The organism is Ralstonia sp. 25C, from assembly GCF_051904805.1.
GTDB lineage: Bacteria > Pseudomonadota > Gammaproteobacteria > Burkholderiales > Burkholderiaceae > Ralstonia.
The window spans coordinates 3751997-3774149 of the sequence record NZ_CP196737.1 but is presented as its reverse complement, the minus strand read 5'-3'; the positions used below and the strand labels follow the sequence as shown (position 1 = coordinate 3774149).

General features: G+C 61.0%; 20 protein-coding genes and 1 tRNA gene. 11 read left to right on the top strand and 10 right to left on the bottom strand.

All coding sequences use genetic code 11. The annotated features are described in order from the left end of the window. The first annotated feature begins 105 nt into the window (after window positions 1-105). Window positions 106-1791 carry an electron transfer flavoprotein-ubiquinone oxidoreductase gene (locus ACS7SF_RS17570; protein ID WP_439890939.1) on the top strand — a complete coding sequence of 562 codons (1686 nt, stop codon included), beginning with the start codon at window positions 106-108 and terminating at the stop codon, window positions 1789-1791. Between the two features lie 67 nt (window positions 1792-1858). Here the strand turns inward: ACS7SF_RS17570 and aroC are convergent, their stop codons facing one another. The 4 genes from aroC to ACS7SF_RS17550 form a co-directional block, all read right to left on the bottom strand. Then, window positions 1859-2959, bottom strand: a complete 1101-nt coding sequence (aroC, locus tag ACS7SF_RS17565) for a chorismate synthase (RefSeq protein ID WP_439890938.1) — start codon at window positions 2957-2959, stop codon at window positions 1859-1861. 76 nt (window positions 2960-3035) lie between these two features. After that, window positions 3036-3449: an FKBP-type peptidyl-prolyl cis-trans isomerase gene (locus tag ACS7SF_RS17560; RefSeq protein WP_439890937.1), complete on the bottom strand. Its 414-nt coding sequence runs from the start codon at window positions 3447-3449 to the stop codon at window positions 3036-3038. 63 nt (window positions 3450-3512) lie between these two features. Further along, a complete protein-coding gene (locus tag ACS7SF_RS17555; protein WP_439890936.1) occupies window positions 3513-5420 on the bottom strand; it encodes an MFS transporter in 1908 nt (635 codons plus the stop codon). An 81-nt stretch (window positions 5421-5501) separates the two neighbouring features. Then, a complete protein-coding gene (locus ACS7SF_RS17550) occupies window positions 5502-5966 on the bottom strand; it encodes a CBS domain-containing protein (protein WP_426398390.1) in 465 nt (154 codons plus the stop codon). 240 nt (window positions 5967-6206) lie between these two features. Between ACS7SF_RS17550 and ACS7SF_RS17545 the strand changes: the two genes are divergently transcribed. Genes ACS7SF_RS17545 through ACS7SF_RS17535 form a run of 3 tightly spaced genes read left to right on the top strand, consistent with a single transcriptional unit; the run spans window position 6207 to window position 8719 of the window. Beyond that, the gene (locus ACS7SF_RS17545; RefSeq protein WP_439892794.1) at window positions 6207-7541 is read left to right on the top strand and encodes an O-acetylhomoserine aminocarboxypropyltransferase; all 1335 of its coding nucleotides are present in this window, start codon (window positions 6207-6209) and stop codon (window positions 7539-7541) included. Then, the gene (locus ACS7SF_RS17540) at window positions 7541-8365 is read left to right on the top strand and encodes an alpha/beta fold hydrolase (protein ID WP_439890935.1); all 825 of its coding nucleotides are present in this window, start codon (window positions 7541-7543) and stop codon (window positions 8363-8365) included. Before ACS7SF_RS17545 ends, ACS7SF_RS17540 begins: the two co-directional genes overlap by 1 nt. A gap of 36 nt (window positions 8366-8401) precedes the next feature. Next, window positions 8402-8719 (top strand): Mpo1-like protein, encoded by a 318-nt coding sequence (locus ACS7SF_RS17535; protein ID WP_439890934.1) that lies wholly within the window; start codon window positions 8402-8404, stop codon window positions 8717-8719. 4 nt (window positions 8720-8723) lie between these two features. Here the strand turns inward: ACS7SF_RS17535 and ACS7SF_RS17530 are convergent, their stop codons facing one another. Further along, window positions 8724-10034, bottom strand: coding sequence for a YihY family inner membrane protein (locus ACS7SF_RS17530; protein ID WP_439890933.1), 1311 nt, complete (start codon window positions 10032-10034; stop codon window positions 8724-8726). 78 nt (window positions 10035-10112) lie between these two features. Here ACS7SF_RS17530 and wrbA point away from each other — a divergent pair, with 78 nt between their 5' ends. Genes wrbA through ACS7SF_RS17515 form a run of 3 tightly spaced genes read left to right on the top strand, consistent with a single transcriptional unit; the run spans window position 10113 to window position 12514 of the window. After that, on the top strand, window positions 10113-10706 hold the full coding sequence (gene wrbA, locus ACS7SF_RS17525) for an NAD(P)H:quinone oxidoreductase (protein ID WP_439890932.1): 594 nt from the start codon (window positions 10113-10115) through the stop codon (window positions 10704-10706). Beyond that, on the top strand, window positions 10703-11095 hold the full coding sequence (locus tag ACS7SF_RS17520; RefSeq protein WP_439890931.1) for a DUF2069 domain-containing protein: 393 nt from the start codon (window positions 10703-10705) through the stop codon (window positions 11093-11095). The genes wrbA and ACS7SF_RS17520 overlap by 4 nt, the downstream gene beginning before the upstream one ends. A gap of 6 nt (window positions 11096-11101) precedes the next feature. Beyond that, on the top strand, window positions 11102-12514 hold the full coding sequence (locus tag ACS7SF_RS17515; protein WP_439890930.1) for an FAD-binding oxidoreductase: 1413 nt from the start codon (window positions 11102-11104) through the stop codon (window positions 12512-12514). A 12-nt stretch (window positions 12515-12526) separates the two neighbouring features. Here ACS7SF_RS17515 and ACS7SF_RS17510 read toward each other — a convergent pair whose 3' ends face one another. After that, window positions 12527-12730, bottom strand: a complete 204-nt coding sequence (locus ACS7SF_RS17510; RefSeq protein ID WP_426398375.1) for a hypothetical protein — start codon at window positions 12728-12730, stop codon at window positions 12527-12529. Window positions 12731-12928: 198 nt separating this feature from the next. Here ACS7SF_RS17510 and ACS7SF_RS17505 point away from each other — a divergent pair, with 198 nt between their 5' ends. Then, complete coding sequence (locus tag ACS7SF_RS17505; protein ID WP_439890929.1) at window positions 12929-13306, top strand: hypothetical protein; 378 nt, start codon at window positions 12929-12931, stop codon at window positions 13304-13306. An 88-nt stretch (window positions 13307-13394) separates the two neighbouring features. Beyond that, window positions 13395-13471 (top strand) — tRNA-Arg (locus ACS7SF_RS17500). A gap of 247 nt (window positions 13472-13718) precedes the next feature. On the opposite strand, the gene ACS7SF_RS17495 is transcribed toward ACS7SF_RS17500, so the two are convergent. After that, window positions 13719-14990, bottom strand: coding sequence for a DUF5623 domain-containing protein (locus ACS7SF_RS17495; RefSeq protein WP_439890928.1), 1272 nt, complete (start codon window positions 14988-14990; stop codon window positions 13719-13721). 396 nt (window positions 14991-15386) lie between these two features. Here ACS7SF_RS17495 and ACS7SF_RS17490 point away from each other — a divergent pair, with 396 nt between their 5' ends. Beyond that, window positions 15387-16265, top strand: coding sequence for a hypothetical protein (locus ACS7SF_RS17490; RefSeq protein WP_439890927.1), 879 nt, complete (start codon window positions 15387-15389; stop codon window positions 16263-16265). 179 nt (window positions 16266-16444) lie between these two features. On the opposite strand, the gene ACS7SF_RS17485 is transcribed toward ACS7SF_RS17490, so the two are convergent. Continuing rightward, window positions 16445-16696, bottom strand: a complete 252-nt coding sequence (locus tag ACS7SF_RS17485; RefSeq protein ID WP_439890926.1) for a hypothetical protein — start codon at window positions 16694-16696, stop codon at window positions 16445-16447. 551 nt (window positions 16697-17247) lie between these two features. Beyond that, window positions 17248-18012, bottom strand: coding sequence for a hypothetical protein (locus ACS7SF_RS17480; protein ID WP_439890925.1), 765 nt, complete (start codon window positions 18010-18012; stop codon window positions 17248-17250). Between the two features lie 1114 nt (window positions 18013-19126). On the opposite strand from ACS7SF_RS17480, the gene ACS7SF_RS17475 reads away from it, so the two are divergent. Beyond that, window positions 19127-21799, top strand: coding sequence for a TrlF family AAA-like ATPase (locus tag ACS7SF_RS17475; RefSeq protein ID WP_439890924.1), 2673 nt, complete (start codon window positions 19127-19129; stop codon window positions 21797-21799). A 131-nt stretch (window positions 21800-21930) separates the two neighbouring features. Here the strand turns inward: ACS7SF_RS17475 and ACS7SF_RS17470 are convergent, their stop codons facing one another. Then, a complete protein-coding gene (locus ACS7SF_RS17470; protein ID WP_439890923.1) occupies window positions 21931-22068 on the bottom strand; it encodes a hypothetical protein in 138 nt (45 codons plus the stop codon). Between the last annotated feature and the right edge of the window lie 85 nt (window positions 22069-22153).

Sequence of the window (22153 nt, the reverse complement as noted above, 5' to 3'; positions counted from 1 at the left end):
CGCATCCGGGCGCCTCCCGGACAATGCGGAAAATTCTAATGCAGCAATCCGCCATACCAATAAGCAAACGCCCCTAACTGTCCCCAAAGCAGCGACGAGACATCTATGAACCAGCAGCAACTCCTCGAACAGTACGGTCCCCGAGAGTCCATGGAGTACGACGTCGTGATCGTCGGCGGCGGCCCCGCTGGCCTGGCGGCCGCGATCCGGATCAAGCAACGCGCCGCCGAGACCGGCAAGGATGTCTCGGTGGTGGTTTTGGAAAAAGGCTCCGAACCCGGCGCGCACATTCTCTCGGGCGCGGTAATGGACCCGCGTGCCATCACTGAGTTGCTGCCCAACTGGAAGGCCGACGGCGCCCCGCTCAACCAGGCGGTGACTGGCGACGACGTGCTCTTCTTGAGCGAAACCGGCTCGAAGCGTACACCCGACTGGCTGGTGCCGCGCAACTTCCATAACCACGGCTGCTACGTCATCTCGCTGTCGAACGTGGTCAAGTGGATGGCCACGCAGGCCGAAGCGCTGGGCGTGGAAATCTTCCCGGGTTTTGCCGCCGCTGAAGTGCTCTATGACGACAAGGGTGCCGTGCGTGGCGTTGCCACCGGCAACATGGGCATTGGCAAGGACGGCGAGCCGACCGAAAACTTCCAGCTCGGCATGGAGCTGCTCGGCAAGTACACGATCTTCGCCGAAGGCGCGCGTGGCCACCTGGGCCGCCAGCTGCTGGAAAAATTCAAGCTCAACGCCGGCAAAGACCCGCAGACCTTCGCCATCGGTATCAAGGAACTCTGGGAAATCGATCCGGCCAAGGCCAAGCCCGGCCTGGTGGTGCACACCGCCGGCTGGCCGATGGAAGACGACACCTTCGGCGGCGGCTTCCTGTATCACCTGGAAGACAACAAGGTCACGCTCGGCTTTGTGATCGGGCTGGACTACAAGAACCCGTGGATGAGCCCGTTCGAAGAAATGCAGCGCTGGAAGGCCCACCCGGCCATCCGCGCGCACATCGAAGGCGGCAAGCGCATCGGCTACGGCGCCCGCGCGATCAACAACGGCACGCCGCAAGCGCTGCCCAAGACGGTGTTCCCGGGCGGCGCGCTGGTGGGCTGCGACGCCGGCTACCTGAACGCGGCGCGTATCAAGGGTAGCCACGCGGCGATCAAGAGCGGCATGATGTGCGGCGAAGCGGTGTTCGACGCGGTGACGGCTGGCCGCTCGGCTGATGAGCTCTCCGCCTACCCGGCCGCCTTCGAAGAGAGCTGGCTGAAGGAAGAGCTGGACCAGTCGCGCAACTTCAAGCTGTGGTTCAAGAAGAGCCCGACGCTCGGCAAGATCATGACTGGCATCGAGCAGTGGCTGCTGCCCAAGATCGGCATCAGCAACCCGCCTTGGACGTTGCATGGCACGAAGTCGGATAACCAGTCGCTCAAGCCGGCAGCAGAGTGCCCGAAGATCGCGTATCCGAAGCCGGACGGCAAGATCACGTTTGACCGGCTCTCGTCGGTGTTCATCTCGAACACCAACCACGAAGAGAATCAGCCGGCCCATCTGACGCTGAAAGACCCGACCGTTCCGACGCGCATCAACCTGACCCAGTTTGCAGGCCCCGAGCAGCGCTATTGCCCGGCCGGCGTGTATGAGTTCGTCAAGAACGACGAAGGCACGGAGCGCCTGCAGATCAACGCGCAGAACTGCGTGCACTGCAAGACCTGCGACATCAAGGACCCGACGCAGAACATCGTGTGGGTGACGCCGGAAGGCGGCGGTGGTCCGAACTACGTGGGTATGTAACTCGGGCTGACGCCCAACAAAAAAGCGCGTTCAACGACGCGCTTTTTTGTTGCCTGAGCGAATCGACTCAGGAAGCCTTCGCTGCAATCGCCGGCGTCTCCACCGACACATCGCCGCATTGCGCGCGATGGCGCAGTGCGTGGTCGATCAGCACCAGCGCCAGCAGCGCCTCGGCAATCGGCGTGGCCCGAATGCCCACGCACGGGTCATGGCGACCGAACGTTTCCACCACTGCCGGATCGCCCGCCTTGTCGATCGAGCGACGCGGCGTGCGGATGCTCGACGTCGGCTTGATCGCCAGCGATACCGAAATGTCCTGCCCCGTCGAAATCCCGCCCAGGATGCCGCCCGCGTTATTGCCGACAAAGCCATCCGGCGTCAGCTCATCACCATGCTCGGAACCGCGCTGGGACACGGCGTGGAAGCCGGCGCCAATCTCGACGCCCTTCACCGCGTTCAGGCCCATCATGGCGTGGGCGATGTCAGCATCCAGGCGGTCGAACAGCGGCTCACCCCAGCCGACCGGCACGCCGGTGGCGACCACTTCAATGCGCGCGCCGACGGAATCGCCATCCTTGCGCAGTGCATCCATGTAGGTTTCCAGCTCGGGGATGATCTCGGCATTCGGCGCGAAGAACGGGTTGTTCGGCACTTCGCTCCAGTCGATGAACGGGATCTGGATATCGCCGAGTTGCGACATGAAGCCGTGGATTTCCACGCCAAACTTTTCGCGCAACCACTTCTTGGCGACGGCGCCGGCAGCCACCGTCGGTGCCGTCAACCGTGCCGACGAACGGCCACCCCCGCGCGGGTCGCGGATGCCGTACTTGTGCCAGTAGGTGTAATCAGCGTGCCCCGGGCGGAAGGTCTCGACGATGTTGCTGTAGTCCTTGCTGCGCTGGTCGGTGTTGCGGATCAGCAGGCAGATGGGGGTGCCGGTGGTCTTGCCCTCGTACACGCCGGACAGAATCTCGACGACGTCGTCTTCCTTGCGCTGCGTGACGTGGCGCGAGGTGCCGGGCTTGCGGCGGTCCAGATCGGGCTGGATGTCTTCTGCGGAAAGTGCCATGCCTGGCGGGCAACCGTCGATGACGGCGCCGATGGCCGGGCCATGCGACTCGCCGAAGGTGGTAACGGAAAACAGCAGGCCCAGGGTATTGCCAGACATGATCGTGCTCGCGAAAGCGCCGCCATGGCGGAGGCGGCGCGAAACATCAGGAAAGCGCTATTGTAAATCCGTTCAATCAGCCGCCAATGCCAAGCAACTCAACTTCGAAGTTCAGCGTGGAATTGGGCGGAATCGTGCCGGGCACGCCACGCTCGCCGTAAGCGGTGGCCGCCGGGCAGGTCAGCTTGGCCTTGCCACCGACTTGCATCTTCTGTACGCCTTCAGTCCAGCACGGAATCACGCGGTTCAGCGGGAACGAGATCGGCTGGCCGCGCTTGTAGGAGCTGTCGAACTCTTTGCCGTCCGTCAGCGTGCCGCGGTAGTGCACCTTGACCGTATCGCTGGCCTTGGGCGACGGGCCGGTGCCCTTGGTCAGCGTCTGGACGATGACGCCCGAGGGCAAGGTTTCGCTCGACGGGGTTGCAGCTTGCGCAGCAACGGCAGCCAGGGCAAACGACGAAGCACACAGCAGCAGGGAAAGGCGTTTCATAAGCGGATGCCAAAAGAGTTGAGGAGCCGGCAGTGTATCGAATTGCGCGGCGGTTAATGGTGATTAGAGACGCTCGCCGCGCAATGCCAGCACCGCGGCCTGCAAGCCTTCGGGCGATACGGCATGTGCGGGCACTGGCGTACCAATGCACAGCTCAAGCTTATTGAGGAAGCCGCGACGGAACGGCCGCGTCATCGCTGCGCCGCCATGGCGCGAGAAGAAACTGCCCCACAGGCCACGCAACGCCATCGGCACCACCGGCACCGGCGTGCGTTCAACGATGCGGCGCACACCCTCCTTGAACGGGTTCATTTCGCCCGTGGCCGTGATCTTGCCCTCGGGGAAGATGCAGACGACCTCGCCCTCCGCCAGCGCGGCGGCAATGCTGTCGTAAGCGCGCTTGAGCATCTCCGGGTCTTCGTGCGCCGGCGCAATCGGGATCGCCTTGACTGTGCGGAAGAACCACGACAGCACCGGCACCTTGAAGATGCGGTGATCCATCACAAAGCGCACCGGCCGGCGCACAAAGGCACCGACAACGACGGCGTCGACAAAGCTCACGTGGTTGCACACCAGCAGGCACGGGCCCTCATCCGGGATCTGCTCGGCGCCCTCCACTTTCACGCGGTAGACGGTATGGATCAGCAGCCACATTACAAAGCGGATCAGGAACTCCGGCACCAGCGTGTAGATGTAGATCGCCACCACAGCATTGAGGATGCCCGTGACGAGGAACAGCTGCGGAATCGTGAACCCGGCGCGCGTGAGCACCATCGCCAGCACCGCCGAGGCAATCATGAACAGCGCATTCAGGATGTTGTTGGCGGCAATGATGCGCGCGCGATGTGTCGGCTCGCAGCGGCTCTGGATCAGCGCGTACAGCGGCACGCTATAGAACCCACCAAACATCGCCAGCAGGAACAGATCGGCCAGCACGCGCCAGTGGCGATGGTTCTGCAGGAAGCCCGAAATGCCCGTCAGCACATCGTGCGCGACCAGTGCCTCGGCATGCGAGGCGAAATACAGATCTACCGCAAACACCGTCATGCCGATCGAGCCAAACGGCACGAGGCCAATTTCCACCGTGCGGCCCGAAAGCTTTTCACACAGCATCGACCCGAGCCCGATGCCGATGGAAAAGACCGCCAGCAGCAGCGTCACCACGTTTTGGTCGCCGGCGAGCACGTTGCGCGCAAAGGCAAAGAACGACGTGAGGAACGTCGCGCCAACGAACCACAGCCACGAGATGCCCATCAGGCTCAGGAACACCGCGCGCTGGTTACTGGCCAGCTTCAGGTTGCGCCAGGTCTCGGAGATCGGGTTCCAGTTGATGCGCAAATCCGGTTGCGAGGCCGGCGACACCGGCACGCCACGCGCCGTCAGCCAGCCACTCACCGCGATGATGATGCAGGCGATGCCAGTGAGCGTTGGCCCGATCAGATCGCCATTGCGCGTGAAGTTGGCCAACTCGCCGCCACCGATGGTACCGACCAGGATGGCGACAAACGTGCCCATCTCCACCAACCCGTTGCCGCCCACCAGTTCGGACGATTGCAGATGCTGCGGCAGATAGGCGTACTTGACGGGCCCAAACAGCGTCGAATGCACGCCCATCAGGAACGTGCAGAGGTACAGCAACTCAACGTGGCGCAGCGCAAAGCCCGCGCAGCCGATGACCATGATGGCGATTTCCAGCGTCTTGACCAGGCGGATCAGCCGGGCCTTGTCCATGCGGTCGGCAATCTGCCCGCTCGTGGCCGACAGCAGCACGAACGGCGCAATGAAAATGGCCGAGATGAGGAACGCCGCCGAGGCCGGATCCACATTACCGAACAGCGTGGCGTGGTACGTCACCAGCGAGGAAAACGCTACCTTGAAAACGTTGTCGTTCATCGCCCCGAGGAACTGGGTCCAGAAGAACGGGGCAAAACGACGTTGCTTCAGCAGGGAAAACTGGCTCGATTGGCTCATCGACAGAGGATTGAGGGTTCAACAAAAAACCCGCTCGCTGCGGCGGGCGGGTTTCAGGAATGCGGCAAGCAACCGGGCGGATCAGTCAGTCTTCGCTGGCTGCTCTTCTTCCGCCGGCCAATCGCGGATATAGGCTTTGAGCATCTTGTTCTCGAAGCCCTGCGCCTCCACCACAGCCTTGGCCACGTCGTAGAAAGAAATCACGCCCATCAGCGTGCGGTTGTCGAGCACGGGCAGGTAGCGGACGTGGTGCTCCAGCATCATGCGACGGACTTCGTCAACGTCGGTTGCCGGCGTGCAGGTCACGGGATGGTCGTCCATCACCTTGCGAATGGTCGTTCCATCGCCAACGGAACCATGATTCTTGGCAAGAACCACGATGATTTCCCGGAAGGTCAGCATGCCGACCAGTTGGCCATGCTCCATGACCACGAGCGAGCCGATATCTTTGTCGGCCATCGTCAGCACAGCTGCCTGGAGCTTAGTCTCCGGGGACACGGTGTAGAGCGTGTTGCCCTTCACTTGAAGAATATCGCTGACTTTCATAGTGCGTCTCCCAGGGTATCGGGGTGCCGGTCTGCCGGGGGGCGACCGCGCGCGGGTTGTGGTTATGGTTGTGTCTCGATCCTAGCCCAAACCGGATCGCTTCGACAAGCATGCGGCGCAGAAAAAGCCTGTCAAAAACCGCGCCCGCTCGGCGTTTGCCCGAGATGCACTGCAACAGGGAGCAGTGCTAGCATGCCCCGTCCAAACCTGCTCCCGCGCCCTGTCTGGGTGCTTGAATCCATGTCCAACGCCCGCTTTGATACGCTGGCCCTGCATGCCGGTGCCGCGCCTGACCCTGCCACAGGGGCGCGCGCCACGCCCATCCACCTGACCACGTCGTTCGTGTTCCGCGACAGCGAACATGCCGCGTCATTGTTCAACATGGAGCGCGCGGGCCACGTGTACTCGCGTATTTCCAACCCGACCGTCGCCGTGTTCGAAGAACGCATGGCCGCGCTGGAAAACGGCGTAGGCGCCATTGCCACGGCGTCCGGCCAGGCGGCGCTGCACCTGGCCATCGTCACGCTGATGGGCGCCGGCTCGCATATCGTGGCCTCGTCGGCGCTGTATGGTGGCTCGCACAATCTGCTGCATTACACGCTGCGCCGCTTCGGCATCGAGACGACCTTCGTCAAGCCCGGCGACATTGATGGCTGGCGCGCCGCCATCCGCCCGAACACGCGGCTGCTCTTTGGCGAGACGCTCGGCAACCCGGGGCTGGATGTGCTCGACATCCCGACCGTGGCATCGATTGCGCATGATGCGGGCGTGCCGCTGCTGGTCGATTCCACCTTCACCACGCCGTGGCTGCTGCAGCCGTTTGCGCATGGTGCGGACCTCGTCTACCACTCCGCCACCAAGTTCCTCGGTGGCCACGGTACGACCATCGGCGGCGTGCTGGTCGATGGTGGCACGTTCGACTACGTGGCCGCCGGCAAGCATCCGGAGCTGACCGAACCGTACGCGGGCTTCCACGACATGGTGTTCGCCGAGGAAAGCACCGTCGCGCCCTTCCTGCTGCGCGCGCGCCGTGAAGGCCTGCGCGACTTTGGCGCGTGCATGAACCCGATGGCAGCATGGCAACTGCTACAAGGCATCGAAACGCTGCCGCTACGCATGGCACGACACGTGGACAACGCCCGCCGCGTCGTCGCCTTCCTGGCGAGCCACCCGATGGTGGCCTCTGTCGCCTACCCCGAACTGGAGTCGCACGCCGACCACGCGCTGGCCAAGCGCCTGCTGCCGCGCGGCAGTGGTGCCGTCTTCAGCTTTGATATCAAGGGCGATCGGCGTGCCGGCCAGCAATTCATCGAATCGCTTGGCCTGTTCTCGCACTTGGCCAATGTGGGTGATGCACGGTCGCTGGTCATTCACCCCGCTTCGACCACGCACTTCCGCATGGATGCCGATGCGCTGGCCGCTGCCGGCATCAGCGAAGGCACGATCCGCCTGTCGATCGGCCTGGAAGACGCCGACGACCTGATCGATGATCTCAAACGCGGCCTGAAAGCCGCCGAGCGCGCAATGTCAGCTGCGCCCGGCAAAGCCACCGCCAACGCAACGGGAGCCCGCTGATGGAATGGACCGTACAAGGCGAACGCGCCTACGCCTACACCGGCGGCAAGCCATTCGACGCGGAACTCCCGTGCGTCGTGTTCGTGCATGGCGCGCAGAACGATCATTCGGTGTGGGGGCTGCAGACCCGCTGGTTTGCGCACCACGGTTTCAGCGTGCTGGCAGTGGATCTGCCCGGGCACGGCCGTAGCGCAGGTGCCCCGCTGCAGACGGTGGAAGCCATGGCCGACTGGGTGATGACGCTCGTGCAAGCGACCGGCGTGACGCAACCCGTGATGGTGGTCGGCCACAGCATGGGCTCGCTGATTGCGCTGGAGTGCGCCGCGCGTTACGCCGATCGCGTACGCCGCATCGCGCTGGTGGCCACGGCCTGGCCAATGAAGGTGTCGGATGCGCTGCTTGATGCCGCGCTCAACGACACGGCCAGCGCTATCAACATGGTGAACGTATGGTCGCATTCCAGCCTCGCCAACAAGCCCTCTTCCCCTGGGCCGGGCTTCTGGATGCACGGCGGTAGCCAGCGGCTGATGGAGCGCGTGGCACGTGGCACCGAAGCGCCCGTGTTCCACACGGATTTTGCTGCGTGCAATGCCTATGCGCGCGGCGCCGAAGCCATGGCCGCCGTGAAGTGCCCATCACTCGTGATCGTGGGAGAGAAAGACCAGATGACGCCCGCAAAAGCCGGCCGGCAGGTCGCGGCAGGGTTGGCCGGCAGCCGCGTGGTCGGCCTGCCCGGCGGACACGCCATCATGGGAGAATGCCCGGATGGCACGCTCGATGCGCTGATTGCCTTTGCACGCGAACGAGAGGCCGCCGCCGCGTAGCCGCCCCACTCCGCGCGCCGCAACAGGAGACGCACCATGGCCACCACTGACACCCGCCAGTTCGGCAGCTTCGCCGAGTTCTATCCGTACTACCTAAGCGAGCATCAGGACCGCACCTGCCGGCGCCTGCATTTCGTCGGCTCGACAGTGGCGCTGGTGTGCCTGACCACGCTGGTCTTGACGGGCAACCTGTGGTGGCTGCTGGGCGCGGCCGTCAGCGGATACGCCTTTGCATGGGTCGGCCACTTCGGCTTTGAGAAGAACCGGCCCGCCACCTTCCGCCACCCGTTCTATAGCCTGATGGGCGACTGGGTGATGTACCGCGACATCTGGGTGGGGAAGATTCCGTTCTGAGCCGTTAGGCGGTAGCTTCGGCAGAGGCCGGTGCGGTAGCGGCTTGCGCCGCTGAGGCCACACCGCGTTCACCGGAAGCGAAGACCGCTTCCAGCGTGGCGTCGAGCGCTGGGTTGTGCAATCGATCCACCAGCCCACGCGTGTCGCCCAAATGGCGCGCCAGGGCGGTGCGCGGCAAGCGCGGCAGATTCAGCACCAGCTTTTCGTAGAGTGGCCGCAGCGTAGTCACGTGGGCATCGCACAGCAGCGCCCAGTGCGTTTCACCGCGATCCTGCTGCAGTTTGCCCACCAGGTGCAGCGCCTTCAGCTTGGTCAGCAGATCGGTGAGGTAGTCCGCTTCCAGTTGCAGACGCCGGCCGATTTCCTGCTCGGCCACCGTGCGTGGGGCCTGTTCGCGTGCGCGGTACAACAGCAGCAGAATGCCCAGCGCATCAAAAAACTCACTGCCCGGAAACGTGCGCCGCTGCCAGTAGCCCTGGCGGATGATCGGCAGCGTCGAAGCAATCGTGGCGCCCAGCAGGGTGACCAGCCAGCTCACATAGATCCACGTCAGAAAGATCGGCAGCGTGGCAAAGGCCCCGTAGACGGCCGTGTATGTGGGAATGTGCGCAACGTACGAACCAAAGACCCGCTTGGCGATTTCAAATGCGCCAGCAGCAATGAGCCCCGCCACAAACGCATCACGCCGATCCACATTGGTGTTTGGCACAAACACGTAGAGCATCGCAAACGCAATCGCCGACAGCAGAATCGGCACCAGGCCGACAATCACGCCGAGCCCGAACGGCAGCTTGTGCACATAGCCTGCCGAAATCGACACCAGATATGAGCTGACGGACAGGCTCGCGCCAATCAGCACCGGACCAAAACTCACCAGCGCCCAGAACACCAGCACACGCTGCGCCAGCGGCCGGCGATGGCGCACGCGCCAGATGGCGTTGAGCGCGTTCTCCACCGTCAGCATCGTCATGACGGAGGTGACCACCAAGCCGATCAAGCCCGCCGCCGTCAGCCCCTTGGCGTTGGTAGAAAACTGGTTGAGATACGTCAGGATCGGCCGGCTGATATTGCCCGGCACGAGGTTGCTGAACATGTAGCCTTCGATGTCCGCACGTAAGCTCTTGAACATCGGGAACGCCGTGAACAGCGCAAACGCCACCGTCAAGATCGGCACCAGCGAGAGCACTGTCGTAAACGTCAGGCTGCTGGCCACCTGCGGCAGGCGATCCTCCCCCGCACGGCGCAGCGCATAACGCGCCAGCGCACGCACCTTGGCGGCATTCCATTGACGAAGCACTCGGGGGGGAAAAAGCATGAAGAATGAGGCGGCGCAAGGCCAACGAGGGGATCGGGGGGCGCAACTATAATACCGCGACGCTCTCAACGCTTTGTTATGAAAGATATTCTGGTCCTGTACTACAGCCGCCACGGCAGCACACGCGCGCTGGCCGAAGCCATTGCGCATGGCATTGAAACCGTGGAGGGCGCCCAGGCGCGCGTGCGCACGGTGCCAGCGGTCTCCACGGTGTGCGAAGCCACGCAGCCCGACGTGCCCGATAGCGGCCCGCCCTATGTGGAAGTGCGCGACCTGGAAGAATGTGCGGGCCTGGCTTTGGGCTCGCCCACGCGCTTCGGCAACATGGCCGCCCCGCTCAAATATTTTCTGGACGGCACCACGCCGCAATGGCTGGCTGGCGCACTGGCCGGCAAACCGGCGTGCGTGTTCACCTCCACCGGCAGCATGCATGGCGGGCAGGAGACTACCCTGCTCTCGATGATGCTGCCGCTGCTGCACCATGGGATGGTGATCCTCGGCCTGCCGTATCAGCAGAGTGAGCTCCTTTCCACCGAGGCCGGCGGCACGCCCTACGGGCCCTCGCACGTCGCGCACCGTGGCGATACAGCGCCGCTCACCGCGCACGAACGTACGCTTGCCACCGCCATGGGCCGACGGCTCGCACAGACCGCTCTCAAGCTCGCCGCATGACCACAGCCGACCACGCCGTCACCGAATCCCGGGCACTGTTTCTGCTGAGCGCAGCGAGCCTTGTCGCGCTGATCCTCCTGTGTGCGGCGTGGGAGCTGTGGCTCGCGCCCGTGCGCCTAGGCGGCTCGTGGCTGGCGCTCAAGGCGCTGCTGCTGGCGTGGCCGTTGCCCGGCGTGCTGCGCAAGAACCGTTACACCATGCAGTGGGCGTCGATGTTCATTCTGCTGTTCTTTACCGAAGGCATCGTGCGGGCGACCTCCGACGCTGGGCTGTCGCGCTCGCTCGCGTGGGGCGAGGTGATGCTCAGCGTGGTCTTCTTCTTCGCGACCATCTTCTATCTGCGCCCGTTCAAGCGTGCCGCCAAGGTGCGTGCCAGCCAGCACACCTGATCCGCCATGACCGACGATGCCTTCCTGCAAGCCTGCGTTGATGCCATCGGCGCCGCGCACGTTCTGACAGCCCCCGAAGATCAAGCGCCCTATCTGACCGACTGGCGCAAGCGTTATTCGGGCCGTGCACGCGCGGTGCTGCGCCCCGCCAACGCAGGGGAAGTGAGTGCGCTGGTGCAGCTGTGCAACGCGCACGGCGTACCGATCGTTCCACAAGGCGGCAACACAGGACTGTGTGGCGGCGCCACACCCGATATGGAGGGCAGCGCGGTCGTCATCTCTCTGCAGCGCATGCAGCGCGTACGCGCGGTCGACGCGATCAACAACACCATCACCGTTGACGCAGGCTGCATCCTGGCCAACGTGCAGCAGGCTGCAGCGGATGCTGATCGGCTCTTCCCGCTCAGCCTCGCGGCGGAAGGCAGTTGCACCATCGGCGGCAACCTGGCGACCAACGCCGGTGGCACTGCCGTCCTGCGTTACGGCAACGCGCGCGAGTTGTGCCTGGGTATCGAAGCCGTGCTGCCCAACGGCGAGCTGTGGAACGGCCTGCGCGGCCTGCGCAAAGACAACACCGGATACGACCTGCGTGACTTGTTGATTGGCGCGGAAGGCACGCTGGGCATCATCACCGGGGCCATGCTGAAGCTGTTTCCGCAACCGCGCGCCCAAGTGACGGCGCTGGCGGCGCTGCAATCTCCGCGTCAAGCGTTGGAGTTTCTTTCGCTGGCGCAAGGTCATGCCGGAACGCTGCTGACAGGCTTTGAGCTGATGTCGGCGTTTTGCCTCGACCTCGTGCGCAAGCACTACCCGCAGTTGCGCGTGCCGTTCACCCAGGCTTATCCGCAATACGTGCTGCTGGAATTGTCTGACCTCGAAAGCGAAGAGCACGCGCGCACGCTGTTCGAATCGCTCATGGAAGACGCGCTCGCACGCGGCGTAATCGATGACGCAGCCGTAGCGGAATCGGTGGCGCAGTCACGCGACTTCTGGAACCTGCGCGAGCACATCCCCCTGGCCCAGGCCGACGAAGGCAAGAACATCAAGCACGACATTGCCGTGCCGATCTCGCGCATTGCCGACTTCATCGACGTGACGGACCGCGCGCTGGCCGCGGCCTACCCGAACATCCGCATGGTCACGTTCGGGCACCTGGGCGACGGCAATCTGCACTACAACGTGTCGCCGCCGGAAGGGCATGCGCACGACGATTTTCTCGCCAACCAGGACGGCATCAATCGCATCGTGTACGACAGCGTGCATGCGCACGGCGGCTCGATCTCTGCCGAGCACGGCATCGGCCAGCTCAAGCGAGAAGACAACGCGCGCTACAAGAGCGCCGTGGAACTGGCCGCCATGCGCGCGATCAAGCAGGCACTGGACCCGCGCGGGCTGATGAATCCGGGGAAGGTGTTGTAGTAACGCTGGGCTTCAGCCGAAGAGCTTCAGCGTGTAGTTGGCCACCGCAAAGAGAATCGTCGCCCCTAGCAACCACAGCAGCATGCGCGGCACGCCGGTGGGCGGCAAGCGATGATCGGCTGCATTGGAACGATCGCCGATGCGCCCACTCTGGGCGTTACGGACGTAGGTGCCTCGAGACGCCCCCGTTGGGCGTCGTGCGTGACGCGTGCTCATTGATGTTTCCTCCCTGCCCCATGGCTGTCGCCTCGCCTGGCCCCCTGTTGCCGGCGAAACACAGCAGCACGGGCCGCCCAAAAAGGCTGCCCAAACAAGACTCCCCTGATTTCCCGTCTGGTCGGAACCCAAAAGGCATCCGTCACGCGCATTGGCGTGCGTAGGCACGGTGTTCCACGTCGTTGCGTGGAATTTCGAATGAAACTGTTGTTGTGTGTGGCACTACCCGACGCCACGAAATGTATCAAAAATCCCCCCATTTGGGGGGTACGTATTTTAGGTATCACCATTTGGATGATGCGCAGGAACGACGCTTGCGGGGTGAATCAGGGCAAACCCGAAGTCTTCGCACTGATACATACCCACGGAGTTGCCATGTATCCCGTTCTGCCTGACCTGCCCTGGTCCGCGCATATCACGCCGCCGATGCCGTCAGAGGCGCCCCCTCACCCGCCGCCAGAAATGCCACCGCCGGATGAGCCGGCGCATGATCCCGTCCACGACCCTGAACCGCAGACGCCCCCCATCGAACTGCCGCCCGGCGAGGTGCCGCCCGAAATCCCGCCCCAGCACTAGCAAACGGCGCCATGCCCATCTGTTAGAATCGCGGCCTCCCAGGTATCCGGAGGCCGCGCGCCAGTGGTTTGCCTGGGCAGCCTCACATCTGCCCATAGCTCAGTTGGATAGAGCATCGGCCTTCTAAGCCGACGGTCGGGGGTTCGAATCCCTCTGGGCAGGCCAATAAAAACAATGGGTTGCAGCGATTTTGGCTGCGACCCTTTTTTCAACACTCAATTCATGTAGGCATCATGTAGGCATTTACTGTCGTGATCGATCTATCTCGATCCATGCGACCCGCGCACAACGCAAAGAAAAGCCTACAGCGCGCGCCTTACCGCCACCAAGCGCTCCATCAGCCAAGTCCAATTGCTTGCACACGATTTCGCCTAGGAGCATGTACCCCCCTGGGCGGCCTCCTACCTTGTGACTACGCTGATCGAGCCAAGGCGGCCTGTACGCCCATCAGTCGCCGCAGAAGTTCATCACGAGGCCGGCACTGCTTGTATCCATCTGCCAACACCTTTTGAATGGTGCGGACAGCTGCAAGCTGTTGCGCAGGCGATTCGAACGGCACCGCACTTGCTCCGTAGTAAGCCGCATGGAACTGCTCCGCACTCATCTCGCTGCCCGGGTACTCCATTTGCAGCCAGTCATCAAGCAACGACTGCATCTTCGCGAGCGGCATAGTCACGCGATGATCAAGGCCAGAGACTGCAAGCGCTCGAAACAGAGGCCCAATTGCGAGGTGCGATTCCAGCGGCATCCGTGCAGCTGGCCGCCACATTGAACTACTGCCACCAAGGGGCCTGCCGTAGGGCAGCGCCCCGTTCCGCTCAATGTCATGGGGTGCCGGCATGGGACGCGCCCGCTGCGGCTTTCCCGAGGCAATCCGTGCAGGGCTTGAGAATTGCGAAGAATAGCGGTCCGAGATCCATTTCCAGCCGCTCTCGTCGCCCGCCCGCGGCAAAGTCGACAGCTTGGTCGACAACAACGCAGCAAAATTCCCGTCGACGCAGAACAGGAATGGAAGTGTCCCACCCGGGGAGTAGAGCCCTTCCCAAGAAGGCCGGATCATGTGCATACCGCGTTGCTGTGCCCAAGGCAGTCGTTCGCCCAGTTCAGCCTTCTCGTATGGCTCGTCCATATAGACCCAGAAGCGCCCACGCGCCGAAAGCCAGAGCGAGTAATGGTCGCCGCCCGGAAGCCTCTCGAATTTGCCCAGAGTCGGCCATCGTTCGCGCCGCGTAGTTGCTGGCCGTAAGCCGGTCGCCGCCATGAACTGCAGTGTTCGTGCAGCACGACGAAGCTCTGAACGAGCACTATCTTGGCTATCGACGTCCGTCTTCCGCTCGACATGGTCGATCGATTCCAGTCGGAATCCAGCCAAGTGCCGGGCGTGATCAAGTTGATGTCGGGAGACAACCTGCCCCAAAGGCAGCGCAAGCGGCACCGACAGCGTCTCCCGCCCGCGATCGGCAAAAGTTCCGCCGCGCTTGACCCAGTAGCACGTCAGATAGACCGTATGTTGATCATTGGCACCGGCCAGCGCTGATTGCGCATGCCTGATGTTCTCGTACCCAGCTTCGCGGGCCGATGCGTCAAGTGCCTGATGATGGGGAATGTTCCGCTCGCGCTTGATGGATTTGGCGCGCCGCTTGATACCGTCCAGCGTGGACGGAGGGATAGAAGGAATATGCATGACACTCTCCTGCCCCATTTGGAAGCGTTACCCGTCAACCGCCACGTGGGACAAAAGAAGCCACGTAAGTAGAAAGTTCTGAAAGCAGTGCCGTTTCCAGCTTCGCAATGACGGGTAGCGAGCGCCTGCCGAGCGCAAGCCAAGTATAGCTGAAACTTGCTCTAGAGCGTCGATAGTGCCAACGTTCGACGTGTCGCAGGAAAAGCCAGTGATCGACACAAAACGCGGCCTACACAATCCGATATAATGGTTCAGTGCGTTCGTCGACGCCAGCTGCTCACCATGGCCTACTCGGTTCGCCGGGACGACGTTAACACCTTTGTCTGAGCTTCCCATGTTTCGCGGAGCGCGGCAGTGAGCACCGAGTATGTCCGCGGCAGCATGAAGGAGCGCACCATGGAGTTCATCTCCACCACGGCGACCGCCGTTCAAAAACTCAAGCGTCTTGCCAAAGCACGCAGCAAAGCCAGCAACATCTCACTTACAGCGGCACGCGAGGCTGTTGCGAAAGAGCACGGCTACGCGCACTGGAAGCATGTCACCGTATGCCTCGAGCAAACGGCTCACCTCAACAGCAACAACCGCCTGCCCGAGCTGCTGAAAAACATCCTGAATCAAGCCGCTAAAGACAATCCTTCTTCACCCGCCTCACGGCGTGCTTTCGGTCAGGGATTTGTCTTTGCACTGGATGTCAAGGACGCGGAGCAGCTTTCCGCGACATCTGAGTATGTGGAATGTGAGGATGGGTGGTACCTCGCCGCGAAAGACATTTGCCAGGAACTGATTCATTGTCGTAACGACGAGACGGGCACCACCCTCTTCGAGACGCAATCGCCAGAAGATCTAGCCACCACAGTGCTGGACGATCTTGAGAACTACAAATTCTTCCGTTACCTCGGAGAGCAAGTACCCGCATCCCTCGAGGAAGCCTACAAGCAAATCCGTCAAGTATCGTTTTTCCCGCCCACCCATATTTGGCTCGGCGGCCGATTCATCGATTTGGCGATGATTCCTGAGATCAAGGTCGATGGCGAGGTAGTCCTCTCAACGACGATGGGCTCCGCCGTACGGCCATCTGACAGCGTGCTCAGCCGCCTTGAGAAAATCAGCCAGTTGCTGACTGCGGAAGAACGGGTGCTGTTCGAAAAAATGACGACGCAAGAGCAAGACTTCTGGCTGTTCCAGTTGGACAAGGCGACGCCTCTGGGCCAATCGAAGTACACACCTGTACACAGCTCGGTGGGGTCCTCTTGGCAGGACGCTAAGAAAACTTAGCCCTTCGGCCCACGCTTGATGACGTATTCGCCTGGGCTTTCGGAACGCCATTGGTAGATCGCGATTTTCCGATCGCCCAGGTACCATTCCAAACGCACCGTTTCCCTCGATGCAATCAACTGGGTAGCGACAGGCAACCTGCCCTGCGAGTGCTGCATCACGTTGCCGTAGGCACCTTCCTATTGGTAGGCGAACGCGCGGATCTTGTCCAGTTCCTCAAACAGAGCAAGACCGCGACGGTAAGGAATGATCCAGTTACCATGCTTCGTATCTTCTGTGCCGCCGTGACGCTGTGCCACCTGCGCCGCAAGCTTCCGCGCCGATTCGGTACCAACGCCCTTCAAGGTGAAATCGCCTTCCCACAACTGGCCGAGCAGCAGGTGGCCATTATCAGCTACCAAAGCAATGTCCATGTTTTTGGCTTCTTCCAATACTTAGCTCATGACGAGATGCTACCGCACCTCTTCTTGTTCAAAGCTTTGAGAAATAGTTGCCCCCAAAGCCCTACCCGATCTGGTCGCACATACGCAGACGGCTGCTCGGGCGGCGCCTTGTGCATCTTTGAATTGATAAGGTCCGGACGCCGCGAAGCTCTCCAGCGTCGGCAGTTCGCCTCCGGAGTCGCTGGCGGTCGCCCTGGGGGGAGGTAGCGGCCAGAGCTTTGTAGTGTCACGATGTGAGCGTCACGGCATTGGTGCCGACGGTATCCGTCGGCGCACTCATCCAACGGACACCCCTAGCCTGCTGCCCCTAGCTACTTTCGCCCAACAACAACAAAGACGGCGTTATCAGAGGAATCTGTATAAGTCACGAGTGGCAGCGCCTCGGGATTGGACGCATCGGTCACCCATGCGATAGTGCACGCATCAGGACCAGTCACCGTGTAACCCAGGCCTCTAAGCACGTCCGCTTGAGTGGAAGCTGTCCCCTGGTCCCGCGCAAGTTCGATCCGAATCTTCTGCATTGCCATTGCCATCTCCTATTACAACTGGTCGAGAGTGCTATAGAGCCTATTAGCAATCGACTCAGGCGCGTCGTGCAGGTACTCATCGAGGGCCGCACGTGTCTTCATCGATCTGATGGCTGTTTGGTCTGCTGCACCGATGTCCTTTGCGGGACTCAGGCTCAACAACTTCGTGACAGCCTGCTCATCAACTTGCCCATTGGTCTTTGTGACTTTCGTGACCACCGTGGCAACGCGCGAACTCTTCACATCGAGAGTCTGTTGAGCGGTCGCGCCAATAGCCGCGGATTTCGTTTCACTAGCGCCAGTGTTGACGACTGCAGCGCCACCATATTGCGCCAGTAGGCGTGCCGCGATACCAGTGGCGAAATACTGCGCAAGACTACCTTTCGCCTCCGGGTTCTGGGCCGTCGCCGACATGTTGCCCGAGAACGTCGCTAGCACCGAATAGGTATCCTGCGCACCAGCGCCAGCGGCGCCGCCGCTGGTACCCGCCAAACCTTGAAACTTGCGACAATCATCATTCCCACACTCCTCGGGAACAAGCTTGTCTCCATTTGCCTTGTTTGCAATCAACGGCATCCACACCGCCTCGTTGCGCTTGTAGCCAATAGTTACGCCCAGCGCACCGGTAGGTTCCTGCGAAGCGTCGATTGCAACCTTTGTCGACGTGCCGAAGATCAACGTGTTTGAGTGCCGCGGTGTCTCACAGCCGGTGAGCACAAGCGCCGCGCCCCAGCCGAGACACATCGCTAGATTCATTCCACAAGTGGGGCTACGCATAGTTCCTCCTTTGTAGCAGCGCGTAACATTTGCTCCGCATGGGCTAGTTCGGACTCTGACCGGACAAAGACGACTAGACGGCAATCCATCGGTAGGCTGAGCATTCGATCTCTCAAGTAGCCCAGGCTAAGCCCACGGTCTACACGTAGGCCTATCGTGGTGATGTTGACCTGTCGTACACGCGACTGCGTATTCTCGCTACTTGGGCCAGCCGGGGCGTTGACGGTTACCATGCCAAAGTAAGTGCGCTTGCCCTCTGTGCTTGACGATGTTTCGACGCTGAGCGTCGTGCAGCCGGCCATGACTGTGAAAAGCGCAACGCCCAGAGCTGTCTTGGCTTTCCATAACCGCCTCCGGGCACGGGTACGATCAGCTACTGGCACAGTGAGTTGACCTCAAGCTGTCACGCCGCCGTCACAGAGGCCAAGCAAGCCTAACTAGACCACGACTGGTTTATGGCATTCAACGCGAGCAGCCCAAGATGCGACCTAACACAAAAACGGTCACACCGAAAAATATCGGCATTGCATGTTCCAACCCAGTCGGCGTCCCTTCGCCATCGCCTGACACATCGATCGCGAACCACCAACTCAGTTGGTCTACCGTTGAAGCGCGGGTTAACCTGGGCTCCGGGCCATAGTCCTTATGCTAAATGAGGGCTGCACCCCAGCATTGGTAGTACTAATTGCCATCACCCTGGTTCCCTGAACCGAGGCGCTCATTTTCTGAAATAAGGATTAAGCCAATCGACCAATTTTTATCGTTTTTCCCAGGCACGAGCACTTCCGTTCATAACCGCCCGAATACCCCTGCCCTCAGGCTCAAGTCTGTGATCTCATATTTCTTGGCACCCAGCCTAAACATGAAAAACGGTTTTTTGTAGCCCTACTTACGTGGGGGAACTCATAACGCTCGCGCCATGAGAAATATAGATACGAAATCCCAATTCCGCCGTGGGGTCGCTCAAGCACACTCACATCGTTAATGCCCCTGGTTAACGCGCGAGACAAGCCACTCGTAGCGTACAGCTCCATGAGCCGGAGACACTAACAACAGCGGCATAGAGTGGACGCCTGTCGGTGATCAACAGTACCTTGCTAACGAGGAAAATAACGTGTCCCTGCTGCAAGAAATTCAGAACGAATCCAACGGGGCACAGTTCCGTCGCGCGGACTTGCACATTCACTCGTTCGGCGAAGACGGCTCTTACGATGTGAAAGACGCGACGATGACTCCCGAGGGGATTGTCGATACGGCGATAGCGGAGCGGCTCGACCTCATTGCGATTACCGATCACAACCAAATTGCCAACATCCGTTCGGCGCTAAAATACGCCGAAGGCAAGCCGCTGCTTGTCATCCCAGGTGTGGAGTTGTCAACGCCTCAGGGGCATCTGCTCGTTTATTTTGAGACGGCCGACCATCTGCAACGCTTCTTTGGAAAGCTGACTATCTCGGACGACCGGAAAGCCTGCCACAACACTATTCCCCAGTGCCTCCGCTTCGCCGAAGAATTCAACGGCTTTGGCATTTGCGCCCACATCGATCTGGACAGTGGCCTTGAGAGGGCACACCCAAAATTTGACGCCTTCAAACAGGAGGTTTTCAACTGTCCAAACCTTCTGGGCTTGGAGATCTCCAACGCCTCGAACAGTGCGTGGTTTTCTCACGACGACACCGACGCAAATCGACGGAACTGCGTTGTAGCCCGATGCAAGGCGCTCGGACTCGAGGACGGAATTGATCTAGCAAAGGTGATGTCCTCTGACGCTCACACCCTCAACGCGCTGGGTCGTAATGCCAACGGCAACAGAAAGCTGACCAGACTCAAGATGGAGGCCTTGACGTTCGCATCGCTGCGGATTGCACTCATGGATGCGGCCGCGCGTGTGCGCCTAGAAGATCTAATTCCTGCGTCCATACCGAAGTTCATAGGGATGAAGCTGGAAGGTGGCTTCCTAAAGGACCAGATTGTGCGCTTCAGTCCGAACCTGACATGCATCATCGGTGGGCGCGGTGCCGGAAAATCAACCCTCCTAGAGTCACTTCGCGCTGCATCCGGCAACGCCGCAGAAAGCACTATTGTTGATTCCGAAGTCTGGCCAGATGCAATTTCTCTCGTCTATGAAGATGAGGTCGGGCAACTGCATACACTGAGCCGCAGCAAGCTGTGCGAGGTCGTGAACGGCGATCCCGAAGGACCCATCGCTGTCGCCATTGAAAGCTACGGGCAAGGGGAAACAGCCAACACAATTCAGCATTGCGACGACGACCCGTCGATCCTTCTCCGGTTCTTGGATGGTTTCATCGATTTTGGCGAATTGCGCGAGCAAGACGAAGCCCTGCGCGATGAGATCCTCGCCAACCAGGAAGTGATCGAGGCACTGCAGCTCAACATCAACCAGATCGCGTCCACCGAGAAGGCAAAGGGCATCGCCGATACCCAGGTCACGGCCCTGAAGAAACAAAATGCCAGTCAGGTCGTCGAACTGGCGGAGAAACTGGCCAAGGAGCGTCGATTCCGCGACGGCCTGAAGCGCAACCTGGACGAGCTTCTCACCTCAATAACCAACAGCTTGACTGGCGGCGAACTGCGCAAGTTGACGGCCGACGTTGATGGCGACAGCCTCGCCGTTGGCAAGGCGGAATTTGAGGTTGTCAAAGCGCTAGTCGATGGCCTCGCAACCGAGATCGAAACGCTCTCCAGTCAGCTCAGACAGAAGGTCGTCGGAGCAAATGGCAAGATTGCGGCACAGCTTCAGGTCTGGATCGCGCGCGAGAAGGAGACTCAGGAAAAGATCGAGGAGATTCGACGGGATCTGGAAAAGCAGAACATCAAGCTGGATATGGCGTTCATCCGCAAGGTGACGAAGGATGCCTCCGACCTGCAGGCGCGACTGACCGAGTTAAAGAAGAGCCTGCCAAAACACCAGGTAGCCCTCAAGGAGCGCAAGCGCCTGCTCCAAGAGCGGGTTGATCTACGCGCAAAGATATTCAACGCCCGCCAAGCGTTTGCGACGACGATGAACAGCAATCTCGCTGCAGCCGTAGTTGACTACAAGGTGAAGATCCAGTTCTATGAAGGCCTGCTCTCCCCGGACATGGAAGATTTGATCAAGACCACCATGAACTGGCGAACCTCACAGGTTCCGCGTGCTGCGCTCATTGCCGCCGCGCTTTCGCCAGCGCGACTCCTGGCCGCAGTGGCTGCGAAGGATGCCTCGGCGCTAGAACAGTTGAGCGACGCAGAGGGCAACCGCGTATTCTCAAAAACCGATGCGGCAGACATCATCGGAAAGCTCAGTGAGTGGCAGGCGCGGTGTGCGCTAGAACGTATCGCGCTTGAGGACAGGCCCGAAATCAAGGTGACGCGAACCATCGACAAGCCCGATGGCACAAAGTCCCATCAGGTCCGGGACTTCGCCAAGCTCTCGCTCGGCCAACAACAGGCCATCCTCTTGTCAGTGCTACTGTTCTCGAAAAGCAGGGTGCCGCTGATCATCGATCAACCGGAGGACAACCTCGACGGCGAGTTCATTTACAAGACGGTGGTGCGTTCGCTTCGCAGCATCAAAGAGCACCGGCAGGTCATCATCGTTACCCACAACCCCAATATCGCCGTCCTGGGAGATGCTGAGTTGATCATTCCGTTGCGCGGTGCGAGCGAAGTGTCAGTGATCAGGGATCGCGGATCGATCGACACCGGCGAAACCAAGGACATCGTCTGCACAATCCTGGAAGGTAGCCAAAAAGCTTTCAAGCGTCGGCAAGAGGTGTATGGATACTGATCAGCACCCGAGCGCCCACTGAGCGGACTATCACCGTCCGATCAAAAGCAAAGTGTGCTGCCTCGTCGCCGAGGTCACCTACCCGAAGCTAGAGAAATGGCTCGCCAGTCTTGCGCCGCAGCAGGCATCGATTACCCGATCTTCACGATCGACATGTAGCCCTGCAGTTCCAGCGGCGTTTGGTTTTGCGAGCCCAGGACCTTGGCGAAATCCATCCATAGCGGGGAGTTGCTGTTCCAACTTCCTTGCACGCCGCCAACAGGCACCATGCCGAGCGCACCTGACACCGCGGCGTGGTGATTGGTGTGCCTGCATACTGCTGTACGACATGCTGGTAAATGCCCGGATAGACCC

Coding starts and splice junctions, on each gene's coding strand:
- ACS7SF_RS17535 (WP_439890934.1), top strand. CDS start 8,402: ATGGCCACCACTGACACCCGCCAGTTCGGCAGCTTCGCCGAGTTCTAT.
- ACS7SF_RS17545 (WP_439892794.1), top strand. CDS start 6,207: ATGTCCAACGCCCGCTTTGATACGCTGGCCCTGCATGCCGGTGCCGCG.
- ACS7SF_RS17495 (WP_439890928.1), bottom strand. CDS start 14,990: ATGCATATTCCTTCTATCCCTCCGTCCACGCTGGACGGTATCAAGCGG.
- ACS7SF_RS17490 (WP_439890927.1), top strand. CDS start 15,387: ATGGAGTTCATCTCCACCACGGCGACCGCCGTTCAAAAACTCAAGCGT.
- wrbA (WP_439890932.1), top strand. CDS start 10,113: ATGAAAGATATTCTGGTCCTGTACTACAGCCGCCACGGCAGCACACGC.
- ACS7SF_RS17470 (WP_439890923.1), bottom strand. CDS start 22,068: ATGGTGCCTGTTGGCGGCGTGCAAGGAAGTTGGAACAGCAACTCCCCG.
- ACS7SF_RS17560 (WP_439890937.1), bottom strand. CDS start 3,449: ATGAAACGCCTTTCCCTGCTGCTGTGTGCTTCGTCGTTTGCCCTGGCT.
- ACS7SF_RS17520 (WP_439890931.1), top strand. CDS start 10,703: ATGACCACAGCCGACCACGCCGTCACCGAATCCCGGGCACTGTTTCTG.
- ACS7SF_RS17530 (WP_439890933.1), bottom strand. CDS start 10,034: ATGCTTTTTCCCCCCCGAGTGCTTCGTCAATGGAATGCCGCCAAGGTG.
- ACS7SF_RS17555 (WP_439890936.1), bottom strand. CDS start 5,420: ATGAGCCAATCGAGCCAGTTTTCCCTGCTGAAGCAACGTCGTTTTGCC.
- ACS7SF_RS17505 (WP_439890929.1), top strand. CDS start 12,929: ATGAAACTGTTGTTGTGTGTGGCACTACCCGACGCCACGAAATGTATC.
- ACS7SF_RS17510 (WP_426398375.1), bottom strand. CDS start 12,730: ATGAGCACGCGTCACGCACGACGCCCAACGGGGGCGTCTCGAGGCACC.
- ACS7SF_RS17570 (WP_439890939.1), top strand. CDS start 106: ATGAACCAGCAGCAACTCCTCGAACAGTACGGTCCCCGAGAGTCCATG.
- ACS7SF_RS17540 (WP_439890935.1), top strand. CDS start 7,541: ATGGAATGGACCGTACAAGGCGAACGCGCCTACGCCTACACCGGCGGC.
- ACS7SF_RS17515 (WP_439890930.1), top strand. CDS start 11,102: ATGACCGACGATGCCTTCCTGCAAGCCTGCGTTGATGCCATCGGCGCC.
- ACS7SF_RS17550 (WP_426398390.1), bottom strand. CDS start 5,966: ATGAAAGTCAGCGATATTCTTCAAGTGAAGGGCAACACGCTCTACACC.
- ACS7SF_RS17480 (WP_439890925.1), bottom strand. CDS start 18,012: ATGCGTAGCCCCACTTGTGGAATGAATCTAGCGATGTGTCTCGGCTGG.
- aroC (WP_439890938.1), bottom strand. CDS start 2,959: ATGTCTGGCAATACCCTGGGCCTGCTGTTTTCCGTTACCACCTTCGGC.